The 20,597-nt window shown below is 44.7% G+C and carries 18 protein-coding genes and 1 other annotated feature; of the genes, 17 read left to right on the plus strand and 1 reads right to left on the minus strand.

What is annotated here, in order from left to right:
* Positions 1–4: 4 nt before the first annotated feature.
* The 5 genes from clpP to lon all read left to right on the plus strand — a co-directional run bounded on the left by clpP (position 5) and on the right by lon (position 6,437).
* On the plus strand, positions 5–592 hold the full coding sequence (gene clpP, locus ciss_RS12070) for an ATP-dependent Clp endopeptidase proteolytic subunit ClpP (protein ID WP_075866538.1): 588 nt from the start codon (positions 5–7) through the stop codon (positions 590–592).
* 16 nt (positions 593–608) lie between these two features.
* Positions 609–1,865 (plus strand): ATP-dependent Clp protease ATP-binding subunit ClpX, encoded by a 1,257-nt coding sequence (gene clpX / locus ciss_RS12075; protein ID WP_075866539.1) that lies wholly within the window; start codon positions 609–611, stop codon positions 1,863–1,865.
* 297 nt (positions 1,866–2,162) lie between these two features.
* On the plus strand, positions 2,163–2,303 hold the full coding sequence (locus ciss_RS13405) for a hypothetical protein (RefSeq protein ID WP_166504030.1): 141 nt from the start codon (positions 2,163–2,165) through the stop codon (positions 2,301–2,303).
* A 44-nt stretch (positions 2,304–2,347) separates the two neighbouring features.
* Entirely contained in the window at positions 2,348–3,991 is a 1,644-nt protein-coding gene (gene lonB / locus ciss_RS12080) for an ATP-dependent protease LonB (protein WP_075866540.1), read from the plus strand.
* A 61-nt stretch (positions 3,992–4,052) separates the two neighbouring features.
* Positions 4,053–6,437, plus strand: a complete 2,385-nt coding sequence (gene lon / locus ciss_RS12085; protein WP_075866541.1) for an endopeptidase La — start codon at positions 4,053–4,055, stop codon at positions 6,435–6,437.
* A gap of 25 nt (positions 6,438–6,462) precedes the next feature.
* Here lon and ciss_RS12090 read toward each other — a convergent pair whose 3' ends face one another.
* Positions 6,463–7,311, minus strand: coding sequence for a hypothetical protein (locus ciss_RS12090; RefSeq protein WP_143298570.1), 849 nt, complete (start codon positions 7,309–7,311; stop codon positions 6,463–6,465).
* Positions 7,312–7,459: 148 nt separating this feature from the next.
* Positions 7,460–7,683, plus strand: a binding site (T-box leader).
* A gap of 56 nt (positions 7,684–7,739) precedes the next feature.
* Between ciss_RS12090 and ciss_RS12095 the strand changes: the two genes are divergently transcribed.
* From ciss_RS12095 to mrdA, 12 genes are all read left to right on the plus strand, one after another.
* Entirely contained in the window at positions 7,740–10,370 is a 2,631-nt protein-coding gene (locus ciss_RS12095) for a valine--tRNA ligase (protein ID WP_075866543.1), read from the plus strand.
* Positions 10,360–11,658, plus strand: a complete 1,299-nt coding sequence (locus tag ciss_RS12100) for a bifunctional folylpolyglutamate synthase/dihydrofolate synthase (RefSeq protein WP_075866544.1) — start codon at positions 10,360–10,362, stop codon at positions 11,656–11,658. The genes ciss_RS12095 and ciss_RS12100 overlap by 11 nt, the downstream gene beginning before the upstream one ends.
* Positions 11,659–11,797: 139 nt before the next feature.
* Positions 11,798–13,396 (plus strand): spore germination protein, encoded by a 1,599-nt coding sequence (locus tag ciss_RS12105; RefSeq protein ID WP_075866545.1) that lies wholly within the window; start codon positions 11,798–11,800, stop codon positions 13,394–13,396.
* A complete protein-coding gene (locus ciss_RS12110; RefSeq protein WP_075866546.1) occupies positions 13,393–14,550 on the plus strand; it encodes a Ger(x)C family spore germination protein in 1,158 nt (385 codons plus the stop codon). Before ciss_RS12105 ends, ciss_RS12110 begins: the two co-directional genes overlap by 4 nt.
* A 13-nt stretch (positions 14,551–14,563) precedes the next feature.
* Complete coding sequence (locus ciss_RS12115; RefSeq protein WP_075866547.1) at positions 14,564–14,779, plus strand: hypothetical protein; 216 nt, start codon at positions 14,564–14,566, stop codon at positions 14,777–14,779.
* A gap of 163 nt (positions 14,780–14,942) precedes the next feature.
* Positions 14,943–15,569, plus strand: a complete 627-nt coding sequence (locus ciss_RS12120; protein ID WP_075866548.1) for a redox-sensing transcriptional repressor Rex — start codon at positions 14,943–14,945, stop codon at positions 15,567–15,569.
* Between the two features lie 95 nt (positions 15,570–15,664).
* On the plus strand, positions 15,665–16,225 hold the full coding sequence (locus ciss_RS12125; protein ID WP_075866549.1) for a Maf family protein: 561 nt from the start codon (positions 15,665–15,667) through the stop codon (positions 16,223–16,225).
* The gene (gene radC / locus ciss_RS12130; RefSeq protein WP_075866550.1) at positions 16,225–16,905 is read left to right on the plus strand and encodes a RadC family protein; all 681 of its coding nucleotides are present in this window, start codon (positions 16,225–16,227) and stop codon (positions 16,903–16,905) included. Before ciss_RS12125 ends, radC begins: the two co-directional genes overlap by 1 nt.
* Before the next feature lie 15 nt (positions 16,906–16,920).
* The gene (locus ciss_RS12135; protein ID WP_075866551.1) at positions 16,921–17,967 is read left to right on the plus strand and encodes a rod shape-determining protein; all 1,047 of its coding nucleotides are present in this window, start codon (positions 16,921–16,923) and stop codon (positions 17,965–17,967) included.
* A gap of 5 nt (positions 17,968–17,972) precedes the next feature.
* Positions 17,973–18,794: a rod shape-determining protein MreC gene (mreC, locus tag ciss_RS12140; RefSeq protein WP_075866552.1), complete on the plus strand. Its 822-nt coding sequence runs from the start codon at positions 17,973–17,975 to the stop codon at positions 18,792–18,794.
* Between the two features lie 17 nt (positions 18,795–18,811).
* Positions 18,812–19,297 carry a rod shape-determining protein MreD gene (mreD, locus tag ciss_RS12145; RefSeq protein WP_075866553.1) on the plus strand — a complete coding sequence of 162 codons (486 nt, stop codon included), beginning with the start codon at positions 18,812–18,814 and terminating at the stop codon, positions 19,295–19,297.
* Positions 19,294–20,597: penicillin-binding protein 2 (gene mrdA / locus ciss_RS13055; RefSeq protein ID WP_201787807.1), on the plus strand; the 1,304-nt coding region annotated here is incomplete at its 3' end. The genes mreD and mrdA, both read left to right, overlap by 4 nt.

A 20,597-nucleotide genomic window follows, 5' to 3' on the forward strand; every position in this document is an offset into this window, starting at 1 on the left:
GGTTATGAGCTATCTTGTTCCCATTGTAGTAGAACAAACCAGCCGGGGAGAAAGAAGTTACGACATTTGGTCAAGGTTATTAAAAGACCGCATAATATTTATTGGAGGACCTATAGATGACCACGTTGCCAATTTAGTAATAGCGCAAATGCTTTTCTTGGAAGCGGAAGACCCGGAAAAAGATATTCACTTATATATTAATTCTCCCGGAGGAGTAATAACCGCTGGAATGGCCATCTACGATACCATGCAGTATATTAAACCGGATGTTTCTACTATTTGCATAGGTCAGGCGGCAAGCATGGGTGCTTTTCTCTTAGCGGCCGGGGCCAAGGGTAAGCGTTTTTCTCTGCCCTATGCCCGGATTATGATTCACCAGCCTTTGGGGGGAGTACAGGGGCAAGCAACCGATATCGATATTCATGCCCGGGAGATCTTAAGAATGAAAGATATACTTAATGAATTATTGACCAAACATACCGGACAACCGAAAGAGAAGATTGAACGGGATACCGAGCGGGACTTCTTTATGTCGGCTGCCGAAGCTAAAGAATACGGAATCATCGATGAGGTGATTACCGTTCGGAAATAATCTTTGAGGTGATGAAATGTTTGATAAAAATCAGCTAAAGTGTTCCTTTTGCGGTAAGCATCAGGATCAGGTGCGAAAGCTTGTGGCTGGACCAGGAGTTTATATATGTGATGAATGCATTGAACTGTGTAACGAAATTATAGAAGAAGAATTAGCTGACGACCTGGAAATTTCCCTGGAAGAACTCCCCAAACCCCAGGAGATCAAAGCTTATCTTGACCAGTATGTTATTGGTCAGGAAGAAGCCAAGAAAGTATTGGCGGTAGCAGTTTACAATCACTACAAACGGATTAACCTTGGTGGGAAAATTGATGATGTAGAGTTATCCAAAAGTAACATCATTATGTTAGGGCCTACCGGTTCCGGAAAGACTTTATTGGCTCAAACTTTAGCCAGATTTTTAAATGTACCTTTTGCCATTGCTGATGCGACTGCCTTAACGGAAGCCGGTTACGTAGGCGAAGATGTGGAGAATATTCTTTTAAAACTAATTCAAAACGCCGACTATGATATTGAGCGGGCCGAAAAGGGAATTGTTTACATTGACGAGATAGATAAAATAGCCCGGAAGTCGGAAAATCCTTCCATTACCCGGGACGTATCCGGAGAAGGGGTCCAGCAAGCTCTTTTAAAAATCTTAGAAGGGACCATTGCTTCCGTACCGCCCCAGGGAGGGCGGAAGCATCCGCATCAGGAGTTCATTCAAATTGATACTACCAACATCCTCTTTATCGTTGGTGGAGCTTTTGAAGGGATAGAGAAAATAATTCAGAACCGAATCGGGAAGAAAGGTCTGGGGTTTGGAGCGGAAATAAAACCCAGGAAAGAGCAAAATGTTGGCGAAATTTTAAAACATATTATGCCGGAAGATTTACTGAAATTTGGCTTAATTCCCGAGTTTGTTGGCCGTCTGCCAATTATTGTGACTTTAGATGCACTGGATGAAGATGCTCTGGTTAGAATCCTCACCGAGCCCAGGAATGCATTAATAAAGCAGTATCAGAAACTGTTTGAATTAGATGGGGTAACTTTAGAATTTGAAGAAGATGCTTTAAGAGCTATTGCCCAGAAAGCTATTAAAAGAAATACCGGGGCTCGGGGCCTTAGAGCTATTTTAGAAGAAGTTATGCTCGATGTTATGTACGAAATACCCTCCCGCAAAGACATTATAAAATGCATAATAACGCGGGATGTTATTGAAAATAAAGCAAAACCCATTTTAGTGGGAACTTCGGAAAAGCGGAAAAAGGGCAAAAAAGAGGAAACAGCCTAATTGGATGTTGGAGATTAGAGTTTGGAAGTTGGAAGTGGTTCTTGGTGTTTAAGCAAGGACCACTTCTTTTTTTATTGTTTAAAAGCAGATATCGGAATAGGGTTGGCAAGTAAAATAAAAAAGATGGGGAAAACTAAGAGTAAATTTAGCGAGGAGGTGTTAGTGTGGAAAAACTTCCGGAAACGCTGCGTTTTTTTCAACCGGGCTGGTGGGTGGTTCATTTGGTTGGGATTGGATTGTTAGTGTATTTATTTTTTAAAGCTTATTAAAAAAACTTGGACAGGGAGATGATTTTTAATGCACCACTTAAAGAAGAATCTTCCCCAAAAATTTCGTTTTTTAGAGCCGGGCTGGTGGATTGTACATTTAACGGGACTGACATTAACGGGAATCCTAACGTATCTGGTCTTTCGTGACGAAAATGAGTTAGACCTTTAAATAAACTGCCTCTTTCCGGTAATAATAGGAAAGAGGTGAGTGAAATGGACGGGTTTAGCGGAATTTTAGCGGTGGGCCAAATTATTCTTTTAATAGCAATTTTGGCCCTTCTCTTTTCTCAGGGAAAAGCCCAGCAGGTAAATAAGAGTTATCTAGAACGGGAAAGTGAAAAGGAGCTGGCTAAATTAAATCATTTACGCAAAATTTCTTTAACGGAACCCTTAGCGGAAAAGACACGGCCGGAAAAGTTTTCGGAAATTGTCGGTCAGGAAGAAGGGATTGAAGCTTTAAAAGCCGCATTATGCGGTCCCAATCCCCAGCACGTAATTTTATACGGACCACCGGGAGTAGGGAAAACGGCTGCTGCCCGGCTGGTGTTAAAGGAAGCAATTAAAAGTTCCGCTTCTCCTTTTAAAGAAGGGGCCGCCTTTGTTGAGGTGGATGCCACCTGTACCCGGTTTGACGAGCGGGGAATAGCCGATCCTCTTCTGGGCTCCGTTCACGATCCTATCTATCAGGGGGCAGGCCCTTTAGGAATTGCCGGAATTCCCCAGCCCAAGCCCGGGGCGGTAACCAAAGCCCATGGGGGGATTTTATTTATCGATGAAATCGGGGAACTTCATCCGGTACAGATGAATAAGCTTTTAAAGGTTTTAGAAGACCGGAAGGTTTTTTTAGAAAGCGCTTATTACTTTTCCGAAAACCCGGAAATTCCCAAACACATTCATGAAATTTTCCAAAAAGGTTTACCTGCGGATTTTCGTTTAATTGGGGCAACCACCCGAAATCCGGAAGAACTGCCACCGGCTTTAAGATCCCGGTGCGTGGAAATATTTTTTAAACCCCTTGGAGATGAAGAAATCCGGAAAATTGTTCAAAATGCTGCCCAAAAAATAGGAATTTCCCTGGGAAAGCATGCCTTACAAACAATTGTTAAATACGCCAACTCCGGGCGCGAAGCGGTTAATATCGTCCAGCTGGCGGCGGGGCTGGCGATAGGGGAGGGAAGAAAAAGAATTCTGGCAAGAGATGTGCTGTTTGTGGCCCGGGCGGGTAATTATCATCCCAAACCCCAGATTGTTTTACCCGATGAACCGGCGATAGGAAGGGCTCTGGGTCTTGCGGTGACGGGACCCAAAAACGGTGCGGTTTTAGCCGTAGAAGCATTGGCCGAACCCGCCGAAAACCTGCCCGGAAGTATCAACGTTTCCGGTATAATTGAAGAAGAAAAATTTTCCCAAAGTCATACCGAACTCATTGCCCGCAGTAAAATTCGCGGGGCGCTTGATAATGTTTTTGCGGTTTTTCGCAGCCAAACGGGAATTAATCCCCAAAAATACGATATTTATTTTAACTTTCCGGCTCCCTGGCCGGTGGATGGTCCGTCGGCCGGGCTTGCCTTATTAGTGGCCCTTTATTCGGCAATTTTCCGCTGTTTAATTCCGGCCAAAACCGCTTTTACCGGGGAAATCTCCCTTTTAGGTGAAATTTGTCCCGTAGGCGGAATTCCCGATAAAATTGAAGCTGCAGTCCGGGCCGGAGTTAAAACTGTTTTTTTGCCCCGGGGTAATTACCCCGAAGTAGAAGGAAATAAAAAAATAAACCTGGTTCCCGTAAAAAGTGTTGATGAAGCGTTAAATTATTTATTTGCAGAAAAGGACCAAACCCTTCCTTCCTCCTTAGCTTGAACTTACTTTTTAGATTATTTTATGGTAGAATAATGATACTCAAAAAGGGAGGTGGTTAGAGGTGGAAACACGGGAATTACCGCTTTTGCCTTTACGGGGCCTTTTGGTTTTTCCCTATATGGTTATACATTTAGATGTGGGCCGGGAAAAATCAATTGCTGCTATAGATCAAGCAATGATTTCCGACCGCATTATTTGTCTGGCTACCCAAAAAGATGCCCAAATAGATGAGCCAGCTCCGGACGATATATTTACGGTAGGCACTATCGCCGAAATAAAGCAGCTTTTAAAACTTCCAGGAGGAACGTTAAGGGTTTTAGTTGAAGGTATCCAGCGGGCTAAAATTAAAAAGTACATAGAAATGGAACCTTTTTTCCGGGTGGAAGTGGAGGTGACCCAGGAAGAGGTAAGTAAAACCCCGGAAATCCAGGCGTTAACCCGCAGCTTAATTTACCAGTTTGAGCAGTACGTTAAACTTTCCAAAAGAATACCGCCGGAAACGGCCATAACCGTTGTCAATTTGGAGGAACCGGGACGCCTGGCGGATGTAGTGGCAAGCCATTTGCCTTTAAAAATTGAAGATAAACAAAGAATCCTCGAAGCGTTGGACGTAAAGAAACGGTTGGAAATTTTGCTGGAAATTTTAGCCCGGGAACTGGAAATAGTAGAAATAGAGCGGCGGATCAATTTGCGGGTTAGAAAGCAAATGGAAAAAACCCAGAAGGAGTACTATCTGCGGGAACAGCTTAAAGCCATTCAGCGGGAATTAGGGGAAAAAGATGAAAGGGTTGCCGAAGGGGAAGAGTACCGGGAAAAAATTAAAGAAGCTAAGCTTCCAAAAGAAGTTGAGGAAAAGGCCTTAAAAGAAGTGGAAAAGTTAGAAAAAATGCCACCGATGGCGGCTGAAGCAACGGTGGTGCGAAACTATCTTGATTGGATATTGGCCCTTCCATGGAATCGTCGCACCAAGGACCGCCTGGATATTAAACTTGCGGAGCAAATACTGGAGGAAGACCATTACGGGTTGGAAAAGGTTAAAGAACGAATTTTGGAATATTTGGCGGTACGAAAGCTTACCAGGAAAATGAAGGGGCCCATTCTCTGCTTTGTGGGACCGCCTGGGGTGGGTAAAACCTCCCTGGCTAAATCTATAGCCCGGGCAATGGAAAGGAAGTTTGTGCGTATTTCTCTGGGGGGCGTACGGGATGAAGCGGAAATCCGGGGACACCGGCGGACTTATGTTGGTGCCTTACCGGGACGCATAATTCAGGGAATGCGCAATGCCGGAAGTCAGAACCCGGTATTTCTCCTGGATGAGATTGATAAAATGAGTATGGATTTTAGAGGTGACCCCTCGGCGGCTCTTTTAGAAGTTCTGGACCCGGAACAAAATAACAGTTTTTCGGACCACTATATTGAACTGCCTTTTGATTTATCCCATGTCCTGTTTATTACGACTGCTAATAATTTATACAACATACCCCGTCCGCTTTTAGACCGGATGGAAGTCATCCATATTCCTGGCTATACCGAGGAAGAGAAGTTAGTCATCGCGGAAAAGTATCTTTTGCCCAAGCAGCTAAAGGAACACGGTTTAAAACCGAAAAATCTCAAAATTTCTACCAATACTTTTTTAAAAATTATTCGGGAATATACCCGGGAATCGGGAGTTAGAAATTTAGAACGGCAAATTGCCTCCCTTTGCCGGAAAGCTGCTAAAGAAATCGTTACCGACAACGTAGAGGAAGTAAAAATTACCGTAAGCAACCTGGAGAGGTATCTGGGCATACCCAAGTTCCGGTACGGTATTGCGGAAGCGGAGGATGAGGTTGGGGTTGCTACAGGCCTTGCCTGGACGGAAGTGGGCGGCGATGTAATGTTTATTGAAGTTTCGGTACTTAAGGGGAGCGGCAAGCTCTACCTTACCGGTAAATTAGGGGAAGTAATGAAGGAATCGGCGCAAGCAGGTTTTTCCTACATTCGCTCCCGGGCAAAAGAGCTGGGTATTGAAGAAAACTTCCACGAAAAATACGATTTGCACATCCACGTCCCCGAGGGGGCAATTCCCAAGGACGGCCCATCGGCAGGGATAACGATGGCAACGGCTATGGTTTCGGCTTTATCGGGACAAAAGGTGCGTAAGGACGTAGCCATGACCGGAGAAATTACTCTGCGAGGAAAGGTGCTGCCTATTGGCGGCCTTAAAGAAAAAATTTTAGCGGCCAAGCGGGCAGGAATAAAAACCATCATTATTCCCCATGAAAACCGGAAAGAATTAGAGGAAATTTCCCCGCAGGTAAAAAGAGGCCTAAAATTTATCCTGGTAAAGCATATGGATGAGGTTTTGGAGGCAGCCTTAATTCGGGAAGAAAAACCTGAAATTGAACCGCCGGTGCCGGCGGAAGAAAAGGAAGTCACCGAACCATCGGAACTTTCCGTGCATTAAAGACCACCGTTATTCGGTGGTCTTTTTATGAAAAGATTTTGTTAAAAACAAAAAGGAGAAGGTCGGTAAAACTAACTTTTTCCCTGATTTGGTTAAAAAGTTTTTGGTAAAAAGATTCAGGGAAAAAAGGGCCCTGGGGGTTATTGTAGTATTGCTGAGCTAAGGCTACGGTAACCGGGTTAAAGGAAAGGTTTTTTGAGAAAAACCCCTCATTATTCAGGAAAAGAAAAAGCTTTTGCTGGGTTGCGGGGGCAAGGGATAAAAAACCGGTGGTTTCAGGGTTCTGGTAAAAAGCTTTTTGTCCGTGATAAAGGGCGGAAATAATTTTTTGTAATTCCTTGAATTTGATATCGTCTTTTACTGCTAAAACAGCAAGGTCCGGGGCTTTAATAACCGCAAAGGGGTTTAATTTTTTCAGGGGAGTTAAGGAAGAAGTAATGTAGAGATTTCCGATGCCGGCCATAAATGCTTCTTCTTTTATTTCTTCCGGTAAATCAAAATAAGGGGTGTAGTCTTTATAAGGTTTTAGACCCTGCCGGGATAAAAAATCTACTAAATCCCGGTACTGCTTACTCCCCTTGGAGGGAAGGATTATCGCTTTATTTTTGAAAGAAAAATTTTGCGCAGGATTTCTTAGATAAATTGAGTACGGTTCGAAATTTGACAATTTTATAAGTATTTTATAGCCGGGAGGGATTTTTTCCGAGGCTTTTACCGCGATGAGATCAGCCTTAACTAATTTGTCTACGATTTTAACTCTGGTTCCGTAAAAATCCCAGTAACCTTTGTCGGTTAAATAGTATAAAAGCCAAAAATGGGGGGAGTTTTTCGGCAAGTAAAGTCCATAGGTGATTTGCTTATTTAAGATTTGCATAAGAAAAACTCCTGTGGTAATTAAAACCAGCAAAAAAACGCTCCCAATAATTTTTTTCATAATATCACCCTTAAAAACTGTTATGCAGCAACTTGTTTAAAGTTGACAGTTTCCCGGGAAAAATATAAAATAATTTCCAAGTGAAAAGGAAAAAATGATGCCGGGGAGGAGTACCGAAATGCCTCCATGCAGAGAGGAAAGCCCCTGGGCTGAAAGGCTTTCCTGGCAGGCTTCGGGAACGTCGCCCCTAAGATTGTGAAGGGGAAGCCAGTACCTTTCACCGGGTTATGCCCGTTATAGCTACAAAGTGCCGGGAGCGTTATTTCCCGGAAGCAAGGTGGTACCGCGGAAAGTGCCTCTTTCGCCCTTGGGTGGAAGGGGCTTTTTTATATGATAGAGTTATACCTTAAGAAAAGGAGGAATATACAATGACCTTGCCTTCGGTTTATTCTCCCCGGGAAGTGGAAAGAAAATGGTATAAATACTGGGAGGAAAACGGCTTTTTCCATACCGAACCCGATCAACGGAAGCCTTTTTGTATTGTTATGCCACCGCCCAATGTTACCGGTCAGCTTCACATGGGGCACGCACTGGATAACACTCTGCAGGACATACTTACCCGTTACAAAAGAATGCAGGGCTTTAATACCCTCTGGCTTCCGGGAACCGACCATGCGGGGATTGCTACCCAGGCTAAAGTAGAGGAAGAACTGCGCAAAGAGGGACTTACCAAGGACGATTTGGGCCGGGAAAAGTTTTTAGAAAGGGTTTGGGCCTGGAAGGAAAAATACGGTAACCGCATAACCGAGCAGTTGAGAACTCTTGGGGCTTCGTGCGACTGGCAACGGGAGCGTTTTACCCTGGATGAAGGCTGCTCCGAAGCAGTTAAAGAGGTGTTTTTACGGCTTTATGAAAAGGGACTTATTTACCGGGACTACTACATTACCAACTGGTGTCCCCACTGTAAAACCACTATTTCCGATATTGAAGTGGAGCATATAGAAAAAGATGGCAAGCTATACTATATTAAGTATCCTTTAGAAGATGGTAGCGGTTATCTTACCGTGGCAACTACCCGGCCGGAGACCATGTTAGGCGATACGGCGGTGGCGGTTCATCCGGAAGACGAAAGGTACCGGGGATTTATCGGCAAAAACGTGATTTTACCCCTGGTAAACCGGCCGATACCGGTTATTGCCGATGAGTATGTGGATAAGGAGTTTGGCACCGGAGCGGTAAAGATTACTCCGGCTCACGACCCCAACGATTTTGAAGTGGGGCTTCGGCACAAGCTGCCACAGGTAGTAGTTTTAGATGATAATGCGGTAATGAACGAAAACGCTGGCAAGTACCGGGGGCTTGACCGGTATGAAGCGCGGAAGAAAATAGTTGAGGATTTAAAAAATTTAGGCCTTCTCGTGAAGGAGGAAGAGATAACCCACTCGGTTGGTCATTGTTACCGTTGCGATACGGTTATCGAACCGCGGCTTTCCAAACAGTGGTTTGTAAAAATGAAGCCTCTGGCGGAGCCGGCCATAGAAGCGGCTTTAACGGGAAAGGTGAAGTTTGTGCCGGAACGCTTTACCAAAATTTATCTTAACTGGCTGTATAACATCCGGGACTGGTGTATTTCCCGGCAGCTCTGGTGGGGTCACCGGATTCCCGTATGGTACTGCGACGAGTGCGGTGAGGTTATCCCTTCCCGGGAAGAGGTAAAAAGCTGTCCTGAATGCCAGAGTACCAGGGTCCATCAGGACCCCGATGTGTTAGATACCTGGTTTTCTTCGGCTCTCTGGCCTTTTTCCACCCTGGGCTGGCCCCAAAATACCGAAGACCTGAAGTACTACTATCCAACTTCGGTTTTGGTTACCGGCCGGGATATAATCTTTTTCTGGGTAGCCCGGATGCTTTTTATGGGCCTGGAATTCATGAAAGAAGTACCCTTTAAGGAAGTTTTAATCCACGGCCTTGTCCTGGATGCCCAGGGGAGAAAAATGAGTAAGTCCCTGGGTAACGGAGTTGATCCGGTAGAGGTTATTGAAAGCCACGGAGCCGATAGCTTGAGGTTTATGCTGGTAACCGGCAATACTCCCGGGAATGATTTAAGATTTCACTTTGAACGCCTGGATGGGGCCCGGAATTTTGCCAATAAACTCTGGAATGCTTCCCGCTTTGTGTTAATGAATTTCGAAGGATTTGCTCCTCAGGGAATTAAGCAAGAAGAGCTTACCTTAGCGGACCGCTGGATTTTAGCACGGTTAAACGCTGTAATTTCGAAAGTAACTTCGTATCTGGACGAGTATGAGTTAGGGGAAGCGGCCCGGGAACTGTACGAGTTTATCTGGGATGAGTTTTGCGATTGGTATGTGGAGCTTACCAAGCCCCGTTTATACGGGAAAATGCCCGGAGGGGATACTGCCCGGGAAGTGCTGTATGTGGTTTTAAAGACTACCCTGGAGTTACTCCATCCCTTTATGCCGTTTATTACCGAAGAAATCTGGCAAAGACTTCCCCACGAAGGAAAGACGATAATGCTGGCGCCCTGGCCAAAAGGGCGGGGGGATTATGAAGACCCCGAGGCCGTTAAACAAATGAGCAGCTTAATGGAGGTTATCCGGGAAATAAGAAGGCTCAGGGCCGAGGTTAACGTTCCGCCAGGAAAGCGCGGTGAAGTTATTTTAGTGACTGCGGACCAGGAATTAACCCGCTTACTTAACGAAAACGCCTGGGCAATAGCAGCTTTAGCCCAAAGCGAACCGCGGGTCGTTCCGGAGATGGAGGCGCCGGAGGGAGCTTTAACCGGAGTTGCGGCAGGAGTAACTGTTTATTTACCGCTTAAGGATTTAATTGACCTGGAAAAAGAAAAAGAGCGACTCAATAAAGAGCTCAAAAAAGTTCTGGCGGAAATCGAACGGCTTAATCAGAAATTAAATAATCCTGGATTTTTAGCTAAAGCTCCTGCAGAAGTGGTCAATAAAGAACGGGAGAAGCTAACAAGCTTTTACCGGGAAAAGGAAATCTTAGAACAAAGGATAGGGATGCTTTCCCATGAACTATAGTGAAGCACTGGAATTTTTAAGTAACCTTACCAAGTTTGGAATTAATTTGGGGTTGGGGAGGATTTCCGAACTTTTAAGAAGGCTTGGCAATCCGCAGGAAAAGGTAAAGGTAGTTCACATCGGGGGAACAAACGGTAAGGGGTCGGTTTGTTCGTTAACGGCTACGGTGTTAAAGGAGGCGGGGTATAAAACGGGGCTTTTTACCTCGCCCCACCTTTCCCGGTATACCGAGCGCTATCAAATAAACGGTAAGGAAATTTCGCCGGAAAGGGTTTCTAAGTTAGTAACGGAAATAAAACCGGTGCTTCTGGCGATGGTCGATGAGGGTTTTGAACATCCCACCGAGTTTGAAGTGTCCACGGCGATGGCTTTTAAGTATTTTGCCGAAGAGGAAGTTGATTTTGTGGTTTTAGAAGTAGGACTGGGAGGCTTAATTGATTCTACCAATGTGGTTTCCCGTCCGGAAGTTGTCGCCATTACCAATGTGGGAATGGATCACATGGATTATCTGGGAAATACCATTACCGAAATTGCCCGGGTTAAGGCGGGGATAATAAAGCCGGGAGTGCCGGTGGTAACGGCGGCAACAGGGGAGGCTCTGGAAGTTATCAAAGAGGTAGCAAAAGAGAAAAACAGCCCTCTTTTGGATGTTAATGAGGAAATCGTTTTGAATTTAAAAGAAAAAAGCTTAAAAGGGCAGATTTTTGACCTTATTTACCGGGGTGAAACCTATCCCGAGGTTAAAATTCGCCTTTTAGGAGCTCATCAGCTTCTAAACGCCAAAATTTCTTTTGGTATTCTTAATATCCTGCGGGAAAAATACAACATACCGGTGGAAGCAATTTACCGGGGATTTAGCAAGGCCATTTGGCCGGGGCGTTTTGAGTATATTCCGGGAAATCCGCCGGTACTTATCGATGGGGCGCACAATCACGATGGAGTTAGAGCTTTAAGGAAAGCTTTTGCTGACTATTTTCCCGGGGTAAAGCCGGTACTGCTCCTGGGAGTTTTAGCCGATAAAGAGCGGGAAAAAGTGGTGGCGGAGCTTTTGGATTTACCCTTGGAAGTGGTAGTGACCCGACCTCCAACTCCCCGGGCGGGAGATATCACCGTCTTAGCACGACTTTTTAAAGAAAAAGGGGTTAAGGTGAAGGTTATTGAAGAACCGACCAAAGCTTTATCTTACGGCCTGGAAATTGCGCAAGAACACCAAACCCTCTTATTAATTACCGGTTCCCTTTATATGATTGGCGAAATCCGCCCTTTACTTTTGCAGGATAGAGATTAGACGGGCTTTTGCCCGTTTTTTCTTTTTTATTGTGTAGGTATAGATGTTTTTCCGACCACTGACCACCGACGACTTACGACAGTTAATGCATATTTTTTCCTCCTTTCTTCAATACTATAAAGAGGAAAGGAGGGGCAAAATGGGCTTATGGGGAAAAATTACAAAAATTTTTAAGGGTAAAGGAAAAAATTCATCTTTTAACGAAGAAAAGCCAACCAGGCTTTCGGAGTATAAAGAAAAAAGATTTTCCGGGAAGGTTACGGTTGACGCTTCGGAAATAAGAAAAATTTTAGGGGATCCTTCGGACCTTGTTATCAGAGAATTCAGCTATTACGGGGTTGCGGCGGCGGCGGTAATGATTGATGGTTTGGTAGATAAAATGGTGGTTATCGATGGGATTTTAAAGCCTTTAATGGTTGAGGCCAAAATTGCCAGGGAAAAGCCCGCTGACCCTTATAAAAGTTTGAAAGAAGAAATGCTGGCTATTGCGGAAATTAAAGAGGTGCAAACCCTGGATGAGTTTCTGCTGGCGGTGCTGTCCGGTGAAGTTGGGCTTCTTCTGGAAAATTGTCCGGTGGCACTTTTGGCCAGCGCCAAGGGCTGGGCAACCCGATCGGTAACCGAACCGATGAATGAAGTGGTGGTGCGGGGTCCACAGGAAGGTTTTACCGAAACCATCCGGGTAAATACAACCTTAATCCGGCGGCGGGTCCGTTCGCCCTACCTCCGGTTTGAAGCTTTAAAAATCGGGCGGATTTCTCAGACCGATGTGGTAATAGCGTATCTCGAAGACATTGCTAATCCCCAAATTGTGGAGGAAGTACGAAACAGGCTTTCCCGGATTGATGTGGATGCTATTTTAGAGAGCGGTTATCTTGAAGAGTTTATAGAAGACGATCCATTTAATATCTTTCCCCAGATTAAACATACCGAGCGACCGGATAAAGCGGTAGCGGATTTGTTAGAGGGAAAGGTGGTAATTTTAACCGACGGAACTCCTTTAGCCTTGATAGTACCGGCTACCTTTCCCGAGTTCTTTCAAGCAGCGGAAGATTATTATGAAAAATATTTCATCGGAAACTTTTTACGCTTAATTCGCCTTTTAGCTTTTTTTATTGCTATGTTTTTACCTTCCCTTTACATTGCGATTATTACCTATCACCAGGAAATGATTCCAACGGAGCTTTTAATAAATATCTGGGCTTCCCGCTCGGGAGTACCTTTTCCCGCTTTTGTCGAAGCGTTAATCATGGAGATTGCCTTTGAAGCTCTCAGGGAAGCGGGGGTGCGCCTGCCGCGTCCCGTTGGTCAGGCGGTGAGTATCGTTGGAGCATTAATAATCGGGCAGGCGGCGGTTGAAGCGGGAATTGTATCTACTTCCATGGTTATTACCGTTGCCATTACCGGAATTGCTTCCTTTGCCATTCCGGCTTTTAACATGGCCGTAGCGGCCCGGATTTACCGCTTTGGGATGATGATTTTGGCGGCAACTTTTGGCATGTTCGGGCTGATGATGGGCTTTATCTTTTTAGTGATCTTGCTTTGCAATACCCGTTCCTTTGGGGTTCCTTACCTGGCCCCGATAGCACCTTTAAGCATTCCCGACCAGCGAGACGTTGTTGTAAGACTGCCCCGGTGGCTTATGGTCAAGAGGCCCAAACACTTTCGTCCCCGGGATGAGCGGCGGGTAAAAGAAGGATTAAGACCGGGCTATCATAAAGGGGAGAAGCGGCGGTGAAAAAGGTCTTAGCGGCTTTGTTAATTATCGGGCAAATTTTCTTTACAGGTTGCTGGAGCCGGATGGAATTGGAAGATTTAGCGATTGTACAGGGCATAGGGGTGGATGAAAATAAAAAAGGTTTAAAAAAAGACCGGTACTTATTTTCAGTGCAGGTGGTTAATCCCAGTGCTCTTACCAGTAAAGGAGGTGGCGGTGGAGAAAAGCCTTACGTCATAAGGCTTATTAGTGGCGAACTTTTTTTTACCTCTTTGCGGGAACTTAATATGGAAACGGCTTTGCGCCTGTATTATGCCCACAACCGGGTGATACTTATCTCCGAAGAAGTAGCCCGCGACGGATTAAAAAACCTTTTGGATTTTTTTGAGAGAAACCCGCAGTTTCGCCGGGATAATTATGTCTTAATAGTAAAAGGTAAAGCGGTTGATGTTTGGGATGGTTTTCCTGGACTGGTGAAAGTTCCGGCAATTGCTATTTATGATTTAGCGCAAAAGTCGTATCTTACTGCGGAAGCTGGGATTATTGAGTTAGGGGATTTTATTGAGCTTATGGAGGAAGAAGGGGTGGATCCTTACGCACCTGGGGTGAAGATTTTGCTCAAGAAAGGGCGAAAAGATATTCGGGTATTTCAAACGGCTCTTTTTAAAAAAGATAAATTTGTGGGCTGGCTTGATGAGAAACAGTCCCGGGGTTTGTTGATTGTTACCAACAAAGTAAAAGGCGGGATTACTGAGGTTACTAACCCCTTTAATCCCGAAGATAAGCTTTCGGTAGAATTGGAAAAATCAAAAGCGAAGTGGGAACTAAAGGTGGTGGAGAATAAGCCTATAATAAGACTTAAGGTGGAAACAGAAGGGATTATAACCGAGGTCCAAAACGGCCTTGATTTTAGTAAAAAGGAAACTTTTCAAAAATTAAATCGGGAGTATGCCAAGTCGGTCCGGCGCGATATTTTGGAGTTTATTAATAAAACCAGGGAAATTGGTGCAGATCCTGCCGGTTTTGGCCGTTTTATCTACCGGGAAAACCCCGGGCTCTGGCAGGAGATAAAAGATGACTGGGAGGAGGAAATTAAAAATTTGTCGATTGAGGTAAAGGTTCAGGCTAAAATTGTTCGAACGGGGATGACAGCCGCTTCAATTAAACCCCAGTAGGGTGGTGATTTCCTTGGCATATCTTTTGGTAGGGTTATATTTTTTAATATTGGGTGTTTTTGGCTATCCCCTCCTGCGGGAAAAGGAGTACCGGGAATTAATCGTATTTTCCGTTTTAATGTTAATTTCCTTTTATTACGTATTAGCGGTTGTGTTAGGCTGGCCCTTAATAAATCCGGCTTTACCGGTCATGAAAATTGGTAAAATTATTAGCGGTTTCTTTGAATAATTTTCGATAGTTTTTGGTTTTTTCTTTAAATAAAAAAATTTGAGTATATGCAGGTAAATTTTTTGGAACAAGGAAAATTACCTATAAAAAACTTTTATTATTAAGGATTATTGTTTATTTTTTTTTCTTTGTGTTATAATTCACCTATAAGGAGGGGAGCGGTATGAAAGGGTTTAAAATTCCAGAAGCCACAATTTCAAGGCTTTCGGTATACTCCCGCTATCTGGAAAACCTGTACCGTAAAGGCATTACTACCGTGTCTTCGGCGGACATTGCCCAGGGGGTAGGGGTAACTTCAGCTCAGGTTAGAAAAGACCTTGCTTATTTTGGCGAGTTTGGTACCCGGGGGGTTGGGTACAATGTTAAGGAGCTTTTAGACCATACTTTAAAAATTCTCGGATTAAATACTACCTGGAATATGGTAGTGGTGGGTGCTGGAAATCTCGGCTCGGCTCTTTGTGCTTACCGGGGCTTTAGAGAGAGGGGTTTTTACATAGTAGGGGTATTTGATAACGATTTGACCAAAATCGGTAAAAAAATTAACGAGTACGAAGTTTTACCGATTGACAAGTTAGAAGAAGTGATCAGGGAAAACAACGTGGAGATTGGAATTATTGCCGTTCCGGCAGCTTATGCTCAGGATGTTGCTACCCGTTTGGTAAAAGCGGGGGTGAAGGGGATCTTGAACTTTGCTCCGACGGTTTTAAACGTTCCCGATAAGATTATCGTTAGAAGTGTGGACCTAACGGTTAATTTAGAAGTTCTATCCTTTAATATTCGCCGCGACTAAGACCCCGGTGTTTACCGGGGTTTTTTGTTTGAAAAAAGTAATTGCATGGGTTTTATAAAGATGATAAACTTTTTGTGAAAGAAGGGGGATTTTTCTTGAAAATCTACCTGGCTTCAAAATCACCGCGCCGGCAGGAGTTATTAAAAAAAATTTACAGCCGGTTTGAAATAATTCCGCCGGAGGTAAAGGAAGAGGGCTATTCGTTAAATCCCATGGAATTGGCGCTAACCCTCTCCCGCCAAAAAGCCGAGAATGTGGCTGCAAAAATAAAGGAAGGAGTCATCGTTGCTGCCGATACGGTGGTAGCGGTAGAGGGAAAAGTACTGGGTAAGCCCCGGGATGAAGAGGAGGCTTATTTCATGTTAAAAACCCTGTCCGGGCGGGAACACGATGTTTATACCGGAGTAACCTTAATGGAACAGCCGCAAAAACGGGAAAAAAGTTTTGTCGAGGCTACCAGAGTCTGGTTTTACCCTTTAACCGATGAAGAAATAAAAAATTACATAGATTCCCGGGAGCCCTTTGATAAAGCGGGGGCTTACGGCATACAGGGCAAAGGTGCTCTTTTTGTGGCAAGAATTGAAGGATGTTATTTTAATGTGGTGGGGCTTCCGGTGGCCCGATTGTATCGTGAACTTAGAGAGTGGGGATATTAATGGGGGAAAAAATCAAAAACCTGCCAGAGGAGCTCAGACCGAGGGAGCGGCTTTTACGCCATGGACCGGAGAGTTTAAACCCGGCTGAGCTCCTGGCGGTGCTTCTTGGAAGCGGTACGCCCCAGGAAAATGCTCTGGAATTGGCGTTACGACTTTTAACTACTTTTGGCGGGTTAAAGGGGCTAATAGAGGTGCATCCCGAACAGTTAAAAAGCTTTAAAGGAATTGGCCAGGCCAAAGCAGCAAAACTTTTAGCGGCTTTAGAATTAGCCCGGCGCTATTACGAGCTTACCGGTGAGGATAAGCTAAATTTTTTAAATCCCGATGATGTTTATAATTATTTAAGATACAAAATTGGCCACAAAAAGCAGGAACAAGTGGTGGTGTTATATTTAAATACCAAAAACCAGCTTTGCGGTGAAAATGTAGTTGCCATTGGTGGGGTAAATCATGCGGGGGTGTCGCCGGGAGATATTTTTCGGGAAGCGGTAAAAATTGGGGCTTATGCGGTAATTATTGCCCATAATCATCCCAGCGGCGACCCAACTCCCAGCAAAGAAGACATAGATTTTACCGGCCGGGTGAAAAAGGCTTCCGAAATTTTAGGGATTAAACTCTTAGATCATCTAATTCTCGGAGAAAATAAATATATCAGTATGAAAGCCGAGCGGTTATTTTAGAAAGGGGAAGTTAAGATGGCCTTTAAATTTGGATTGGTAGCAAAGGATTTAGGCATTGACCTGGGAACTGCTAACTCTTTGGTATACGTAAAGGGACGGGGCGTAGTTTTATTAGAACCTTCGGTGGTGGCGATTAGAAAGGAAACGGGGCAAGTGCTGGCGGTAGGCAACGAAGCCAAGCAGATGATTGGCCGGACTCCGGGAAATATTGTGGCTATCCGGCCGATGAAAGATGGAGTTATTGCCGATTTTGACATTACATATAACATGTTAAAACATTTTATTAACAAGGCTTTGGGCGATAAGACCTATTTAATTAAGCCCAACGTGGTGGTGTGTGTACCCTCAGGAGCTACAGCGGTGGAAGAAAGGGCAATCCGGGATGCAGCTTTGGCCGCAGGGGCCAGGGAAGCGTATTTAATTGAAGAGCCCATGGCTGCAGCGATTGGAGCGGGATTACCGGTGGAAGAGCCTACCGGCAATCTTATTGTGGACATCGGCGGAGGTACCACCGAAGTTGCGGTAATTTCTTTTGGGGGGATAGTAACCAGCCAGTCCTTAAGGATTGCCGGGGATGAAATGGATGAAGCGATTATTAATCACATTAAGAAAACCTACAATTTAATGATTGGCGAACGTACAGCGGAAGAAATTAAAATTAACATTGGTTCCGCTTACCCTCAGGATACGGTTACCACTTATGAGGTAAAGGGCCGGGATTTAATTACCGGACTGCCGCGAACAATTGAAGTGAGTTCCGAGGAAATTTATAAGGCTTTAAAAGAACCGGTTTCGGCCATTGTGGAGGCCATTAAAGCCACTTTGGAGAAGACACCTCCGGAACTGGCGGCGGACATCATGGACCACGGGATTATGCTGGCCGGGGGAGGCTCATTGCTAAAAGGTCTTGATAAGTTAATAAGTGCCGAAACCCACATGCCGGTCCACGTGGCGGAGGAACCGATGTTTTGCGTAGCTTACGGTACCGGAAAAGCTTTGGAAAACCTCAATGTTTTAAGAAATGTTTTAAAAACCCCCAAAAAATCCATAAAAGAGGCGTGATATAGTTGGCTAAGAGATACTGGGGCAAGACTCTTTTAGTTGGGGTATTGCTGACGGTGCTTCTCCTGTCTCTTGCCCGCTATACCACCCGGGAGCTTCCTTTTTTTTCCGAAGTTAAGTCCGGACTTAAAGACTTGACTTACCCTTTTGCCCGGGCGGTTAGTTTTCTCTGGGGTGGAGTTAGCAATGTTACCCAATACTTTAAAGATATTAATGAGCTGCGGCGGGAAAAAGATAGGCTTCTTCAGGAAAATACTGCTTTAAAATACCAGTTAAATCGTTTACAGGAAGTAGAGAGGGAAAACCTGCGGCTTAAAGCACTGCTGGGCTACAGTCAGGAACACCCAAATTATGAACTTATTGTGGCCAAAATTATCGAGCGGGATCCGGCCAACTGGTATAAGTCTTTTACGGTAAATCAGGGAAAAAGTTCCGGAATTAAGAAAGACATGCCGGTTTTGGACCAAAACGGTCTGGTGGGCCGGATGATGAATGTGGCCGCTTTAAACGGTGAAGTATTGCTAATTACCGATCCGCGGAGCAGTGTGGCGGCGGTTACTTACCAGGGACGGGTTCCGGGGATAATAAAAGGAACGGCTTTATCCTCCGAGCTTATTATGGATAACATTCCGCTAAATCTTGAAGTTCGTACCGGAGAGAAGGTGCTAACCTCCGGGCAGGGAGGAGTATTTCCCGCTGGTATACCTATCGGTTACATTGTAAGTGTAACCAAAGATCCGTCGGGTTTGGTACAGGTGGCGAAGGTTCGTCCTTATGTGGATTTTGACCGGTTAGAGGAAGTTTTTATTTTAAAAGGCAGTCGTTGACACCTGGGGGCAATGGTATGTCAAATCTAAAGGCTATGCTGTATTTTTTATTTTTTTATATAATAGCGCAAACGGTTTTTAGCCGCCTGGCGGTAAATGGAGTAAAACCGGACTTAATTTTAATTTTAACGGTAATTTTAAGCTTTTTATATGGTCCCCCCCGGGGGGCCTTTTTCGGTATGCAAGGAGGCCTTATTGAAGACCTCTTTACCGGCCACTTTATCGGGCTTAATACTTTGGTAAAAATGGTTGCCGGTTTTCTGGCGGGGGTGTTAGAAGGAAAAATATATCCGGAAAACTGGTGGTTTCCGGGGGTTATTGTTTTTGTTTTAACTTTTGTAAAGGATTTTCTCTACGTAGCTTTTTTAAATCTCCTGGGTATAAGTATTACCTTCACCGAAGCCTTTGGCAGGATAATGCCCGTAGAAGCATTATACAACTTTTTCCTAACGCCTGTCTTTTATTTCTTTTTTTACCGCGCCGTCAGGGGGAATAAGCCTTGAAAAAAAACAGCAAAGCCAATTTGGGCTGGATGGGTGTGGTGGTAACGTTTTTCCTGTTTATTTTATGGGGAAGGCTTTTTTATCTTCAAGTATATGCTACGGCCAAATATCAGACTATGGCCCGCAAAAACGCTATAAGGATAATTGATGTCAAAGCCCCCCGGGGAGAAATATTGGACCGGAATGGCAAAAAAATAGTTACCAATAAAGCCGTTTATACCGTTTCTTTATTGTTTACCGGATTAAAAAATGCCGATGTAATTTTACCCAAACTGGCGCAAATCCTCCAGGTTTCCGAAGAGGAACTACGGTTAAAAATTAAAAACTCTAAAGCACGGCCGTATGAACCAATTCGCCTGGCTTCTGAGGTACCCTGGGAAGTGGTGGCGAAAATTGAAGAGCGACGATACGAACTTCCGGGAGTTACGGTAAATATCGAGCCTGCCCGGGATTATCCGTACGGTACTTTATTGGCACATGTGGTGGGATATATCCAGGAGATCAAAGATACCCAGTTAAAGGAACATCAAGCTGAAGGATATAAGTTGGGGGATATGTTCGGACAAACGGGCCTGGAAAGTTTTTATGAATCGGTTTTACGCGGAAAAAATGGTGGGCGGGAAATCGAAGTGGATGCCCGGGGTAATCCTGTCCGGGACTTAGGGATAAAAACCCGACCGGAGCAGGGTAATTCCTTGGTTTTAACAATTGATGTCGACCTGCAAAAAGCTGCGGAAGAAAGTTTGCAAAAAACCATTTCAGCGCTACAAAACCGTTATCCCGATGCTAAAGCGGGTGCGGTAGTGGTCCTTGATGTGAGAAACGGGGAAGTACTGGCCCTGGCCAGTTACCCCACTTTTGATCCGGCAGCTTTTCCCAAAGGGTTAACCCAAAAACAGGTGGATGAGTATATTAGAAATCCCGATCGGCCGCTTTATAATCGCGCGGTCTCAGCCACCTATCCTCCCGGCTCTACCTTTAAAATGGTCACCGGCATGGCTGCCCTCTTAAATCGGGTAACTACACCCTCCGAAACAATTTTCGACCCGGGGTATTACAAACTGGGAAATCGTGCTTTTAAAGATTGGAACCCAAGGGGCCACGGGGTTGTAAACTTTGTTAAAGCCATTAAAGAGTCTTGCAACGTTTATTTCTGGACGATGGCCCGGCGGGTGGGAGTAGAAAAAATTGTGGAAGTGGGTAAACAATTTGGTCTGGGAATGATGACCGGCATAGACCTTCCCGGGGAAAGTTCGGGACTTTTACCGACTCCCGAGTGGAAAAAGGAAACCAATACCGC

Source organism: Carboxydothermus islandicus, from assembly GCF_001950325.1.
Taxonomy (GTDB): Bacteria; Bacillota; Z-2901; order Carboxydothermales; family Carboxydothermaceae; genus Carboxydothermus; species Carboxydothermus islandicus.

Excerpts from the sequence above, each read along its gene's own strand:
- clpP (WP_075866538.1), top strand. The coding sequence starts at position 5 with ATGAGCTATCTTGTTCCCATTGTAGTAGAACAAACCAGCCGGGGAGAA.
- clpX (WP_075866539.1), top strand. The coding sequence starts at position 609 with ATGTTTGATAAAAATCAGCTAAAGTGTTCCTTTTGCGGTAAGCATCAG.
- ciss_RS13405 (WP_166504030.1), top strand. The coding sequence starts at position 2,163 with ATGCACCACTTAAAGAAGAATCTTCCCCAAAAATTTCGTTTTTTAGAG.
- lonB (WP_075866540.1), top strand. The coding sequence starts at position 2,348 with ATGGACGGGTTTAGCGGAATTTTAGCGGTGGGCCAAATTATTCTTTTA.
- ciss_RS12090 (WP_143298570.1), bottom strand. The coding sequence starts at position 7,311 with ATGCAAATCTTAAATAAGCAAATCACCTATGGACTTTACTTGCCGAAA.
- ciss_RS12095 (WP_075866543.1), top strand. The coding sequence starts at position 7,740 with ATGACCTTGCCTTCGGTTTATTCTCCCCGGGAAGTGGAAAGAAAATGG.
- ciss_RS12100 (WP_075866544.1), top strand. The coding sequence starts at position 10,360 with ATGAACTATAGTGAAGCACTGGAATTTTTAAGTAACCTTACCAAGTTT.
- ciss_RS12105 (WP_075866545.1), top strand. The coding sequence starts at position 11,798 with ATGGGCTTATGGGGAAAAATTACAAAAATTTTTAAGGGTAAAGGAAAA.
- ciss_RS12120 (WP_075866548.1), top strand. The coding sequence starts at position 14,943 with ATGAAAGGGTTTAAAATTCCAGAAGCCACAATTTCAAGGCTTTCGGTA.
- radC (WP_075866550.1), top strand. The coding sequence starts at position 16,225 with ATGGGGGAAAAAATCAAAAACCTGCCAGAGGAGCTCAGACCGAGGGAG.
- ciss_RS12135 (WP_075866551.1), top strand. The coding sequence starts at position 16,921 with ATGGCCTTTAAATTTGGATTGGTAGCAAAGGATTTAGGCATTGACCTG.
- mreD (WP_075866553.1), top strand. The coding sequence starts at position 18,812 with ATGTCAAATCTAAAGGCTATGCTGTATTTTTTATTTTTTTATATAATA.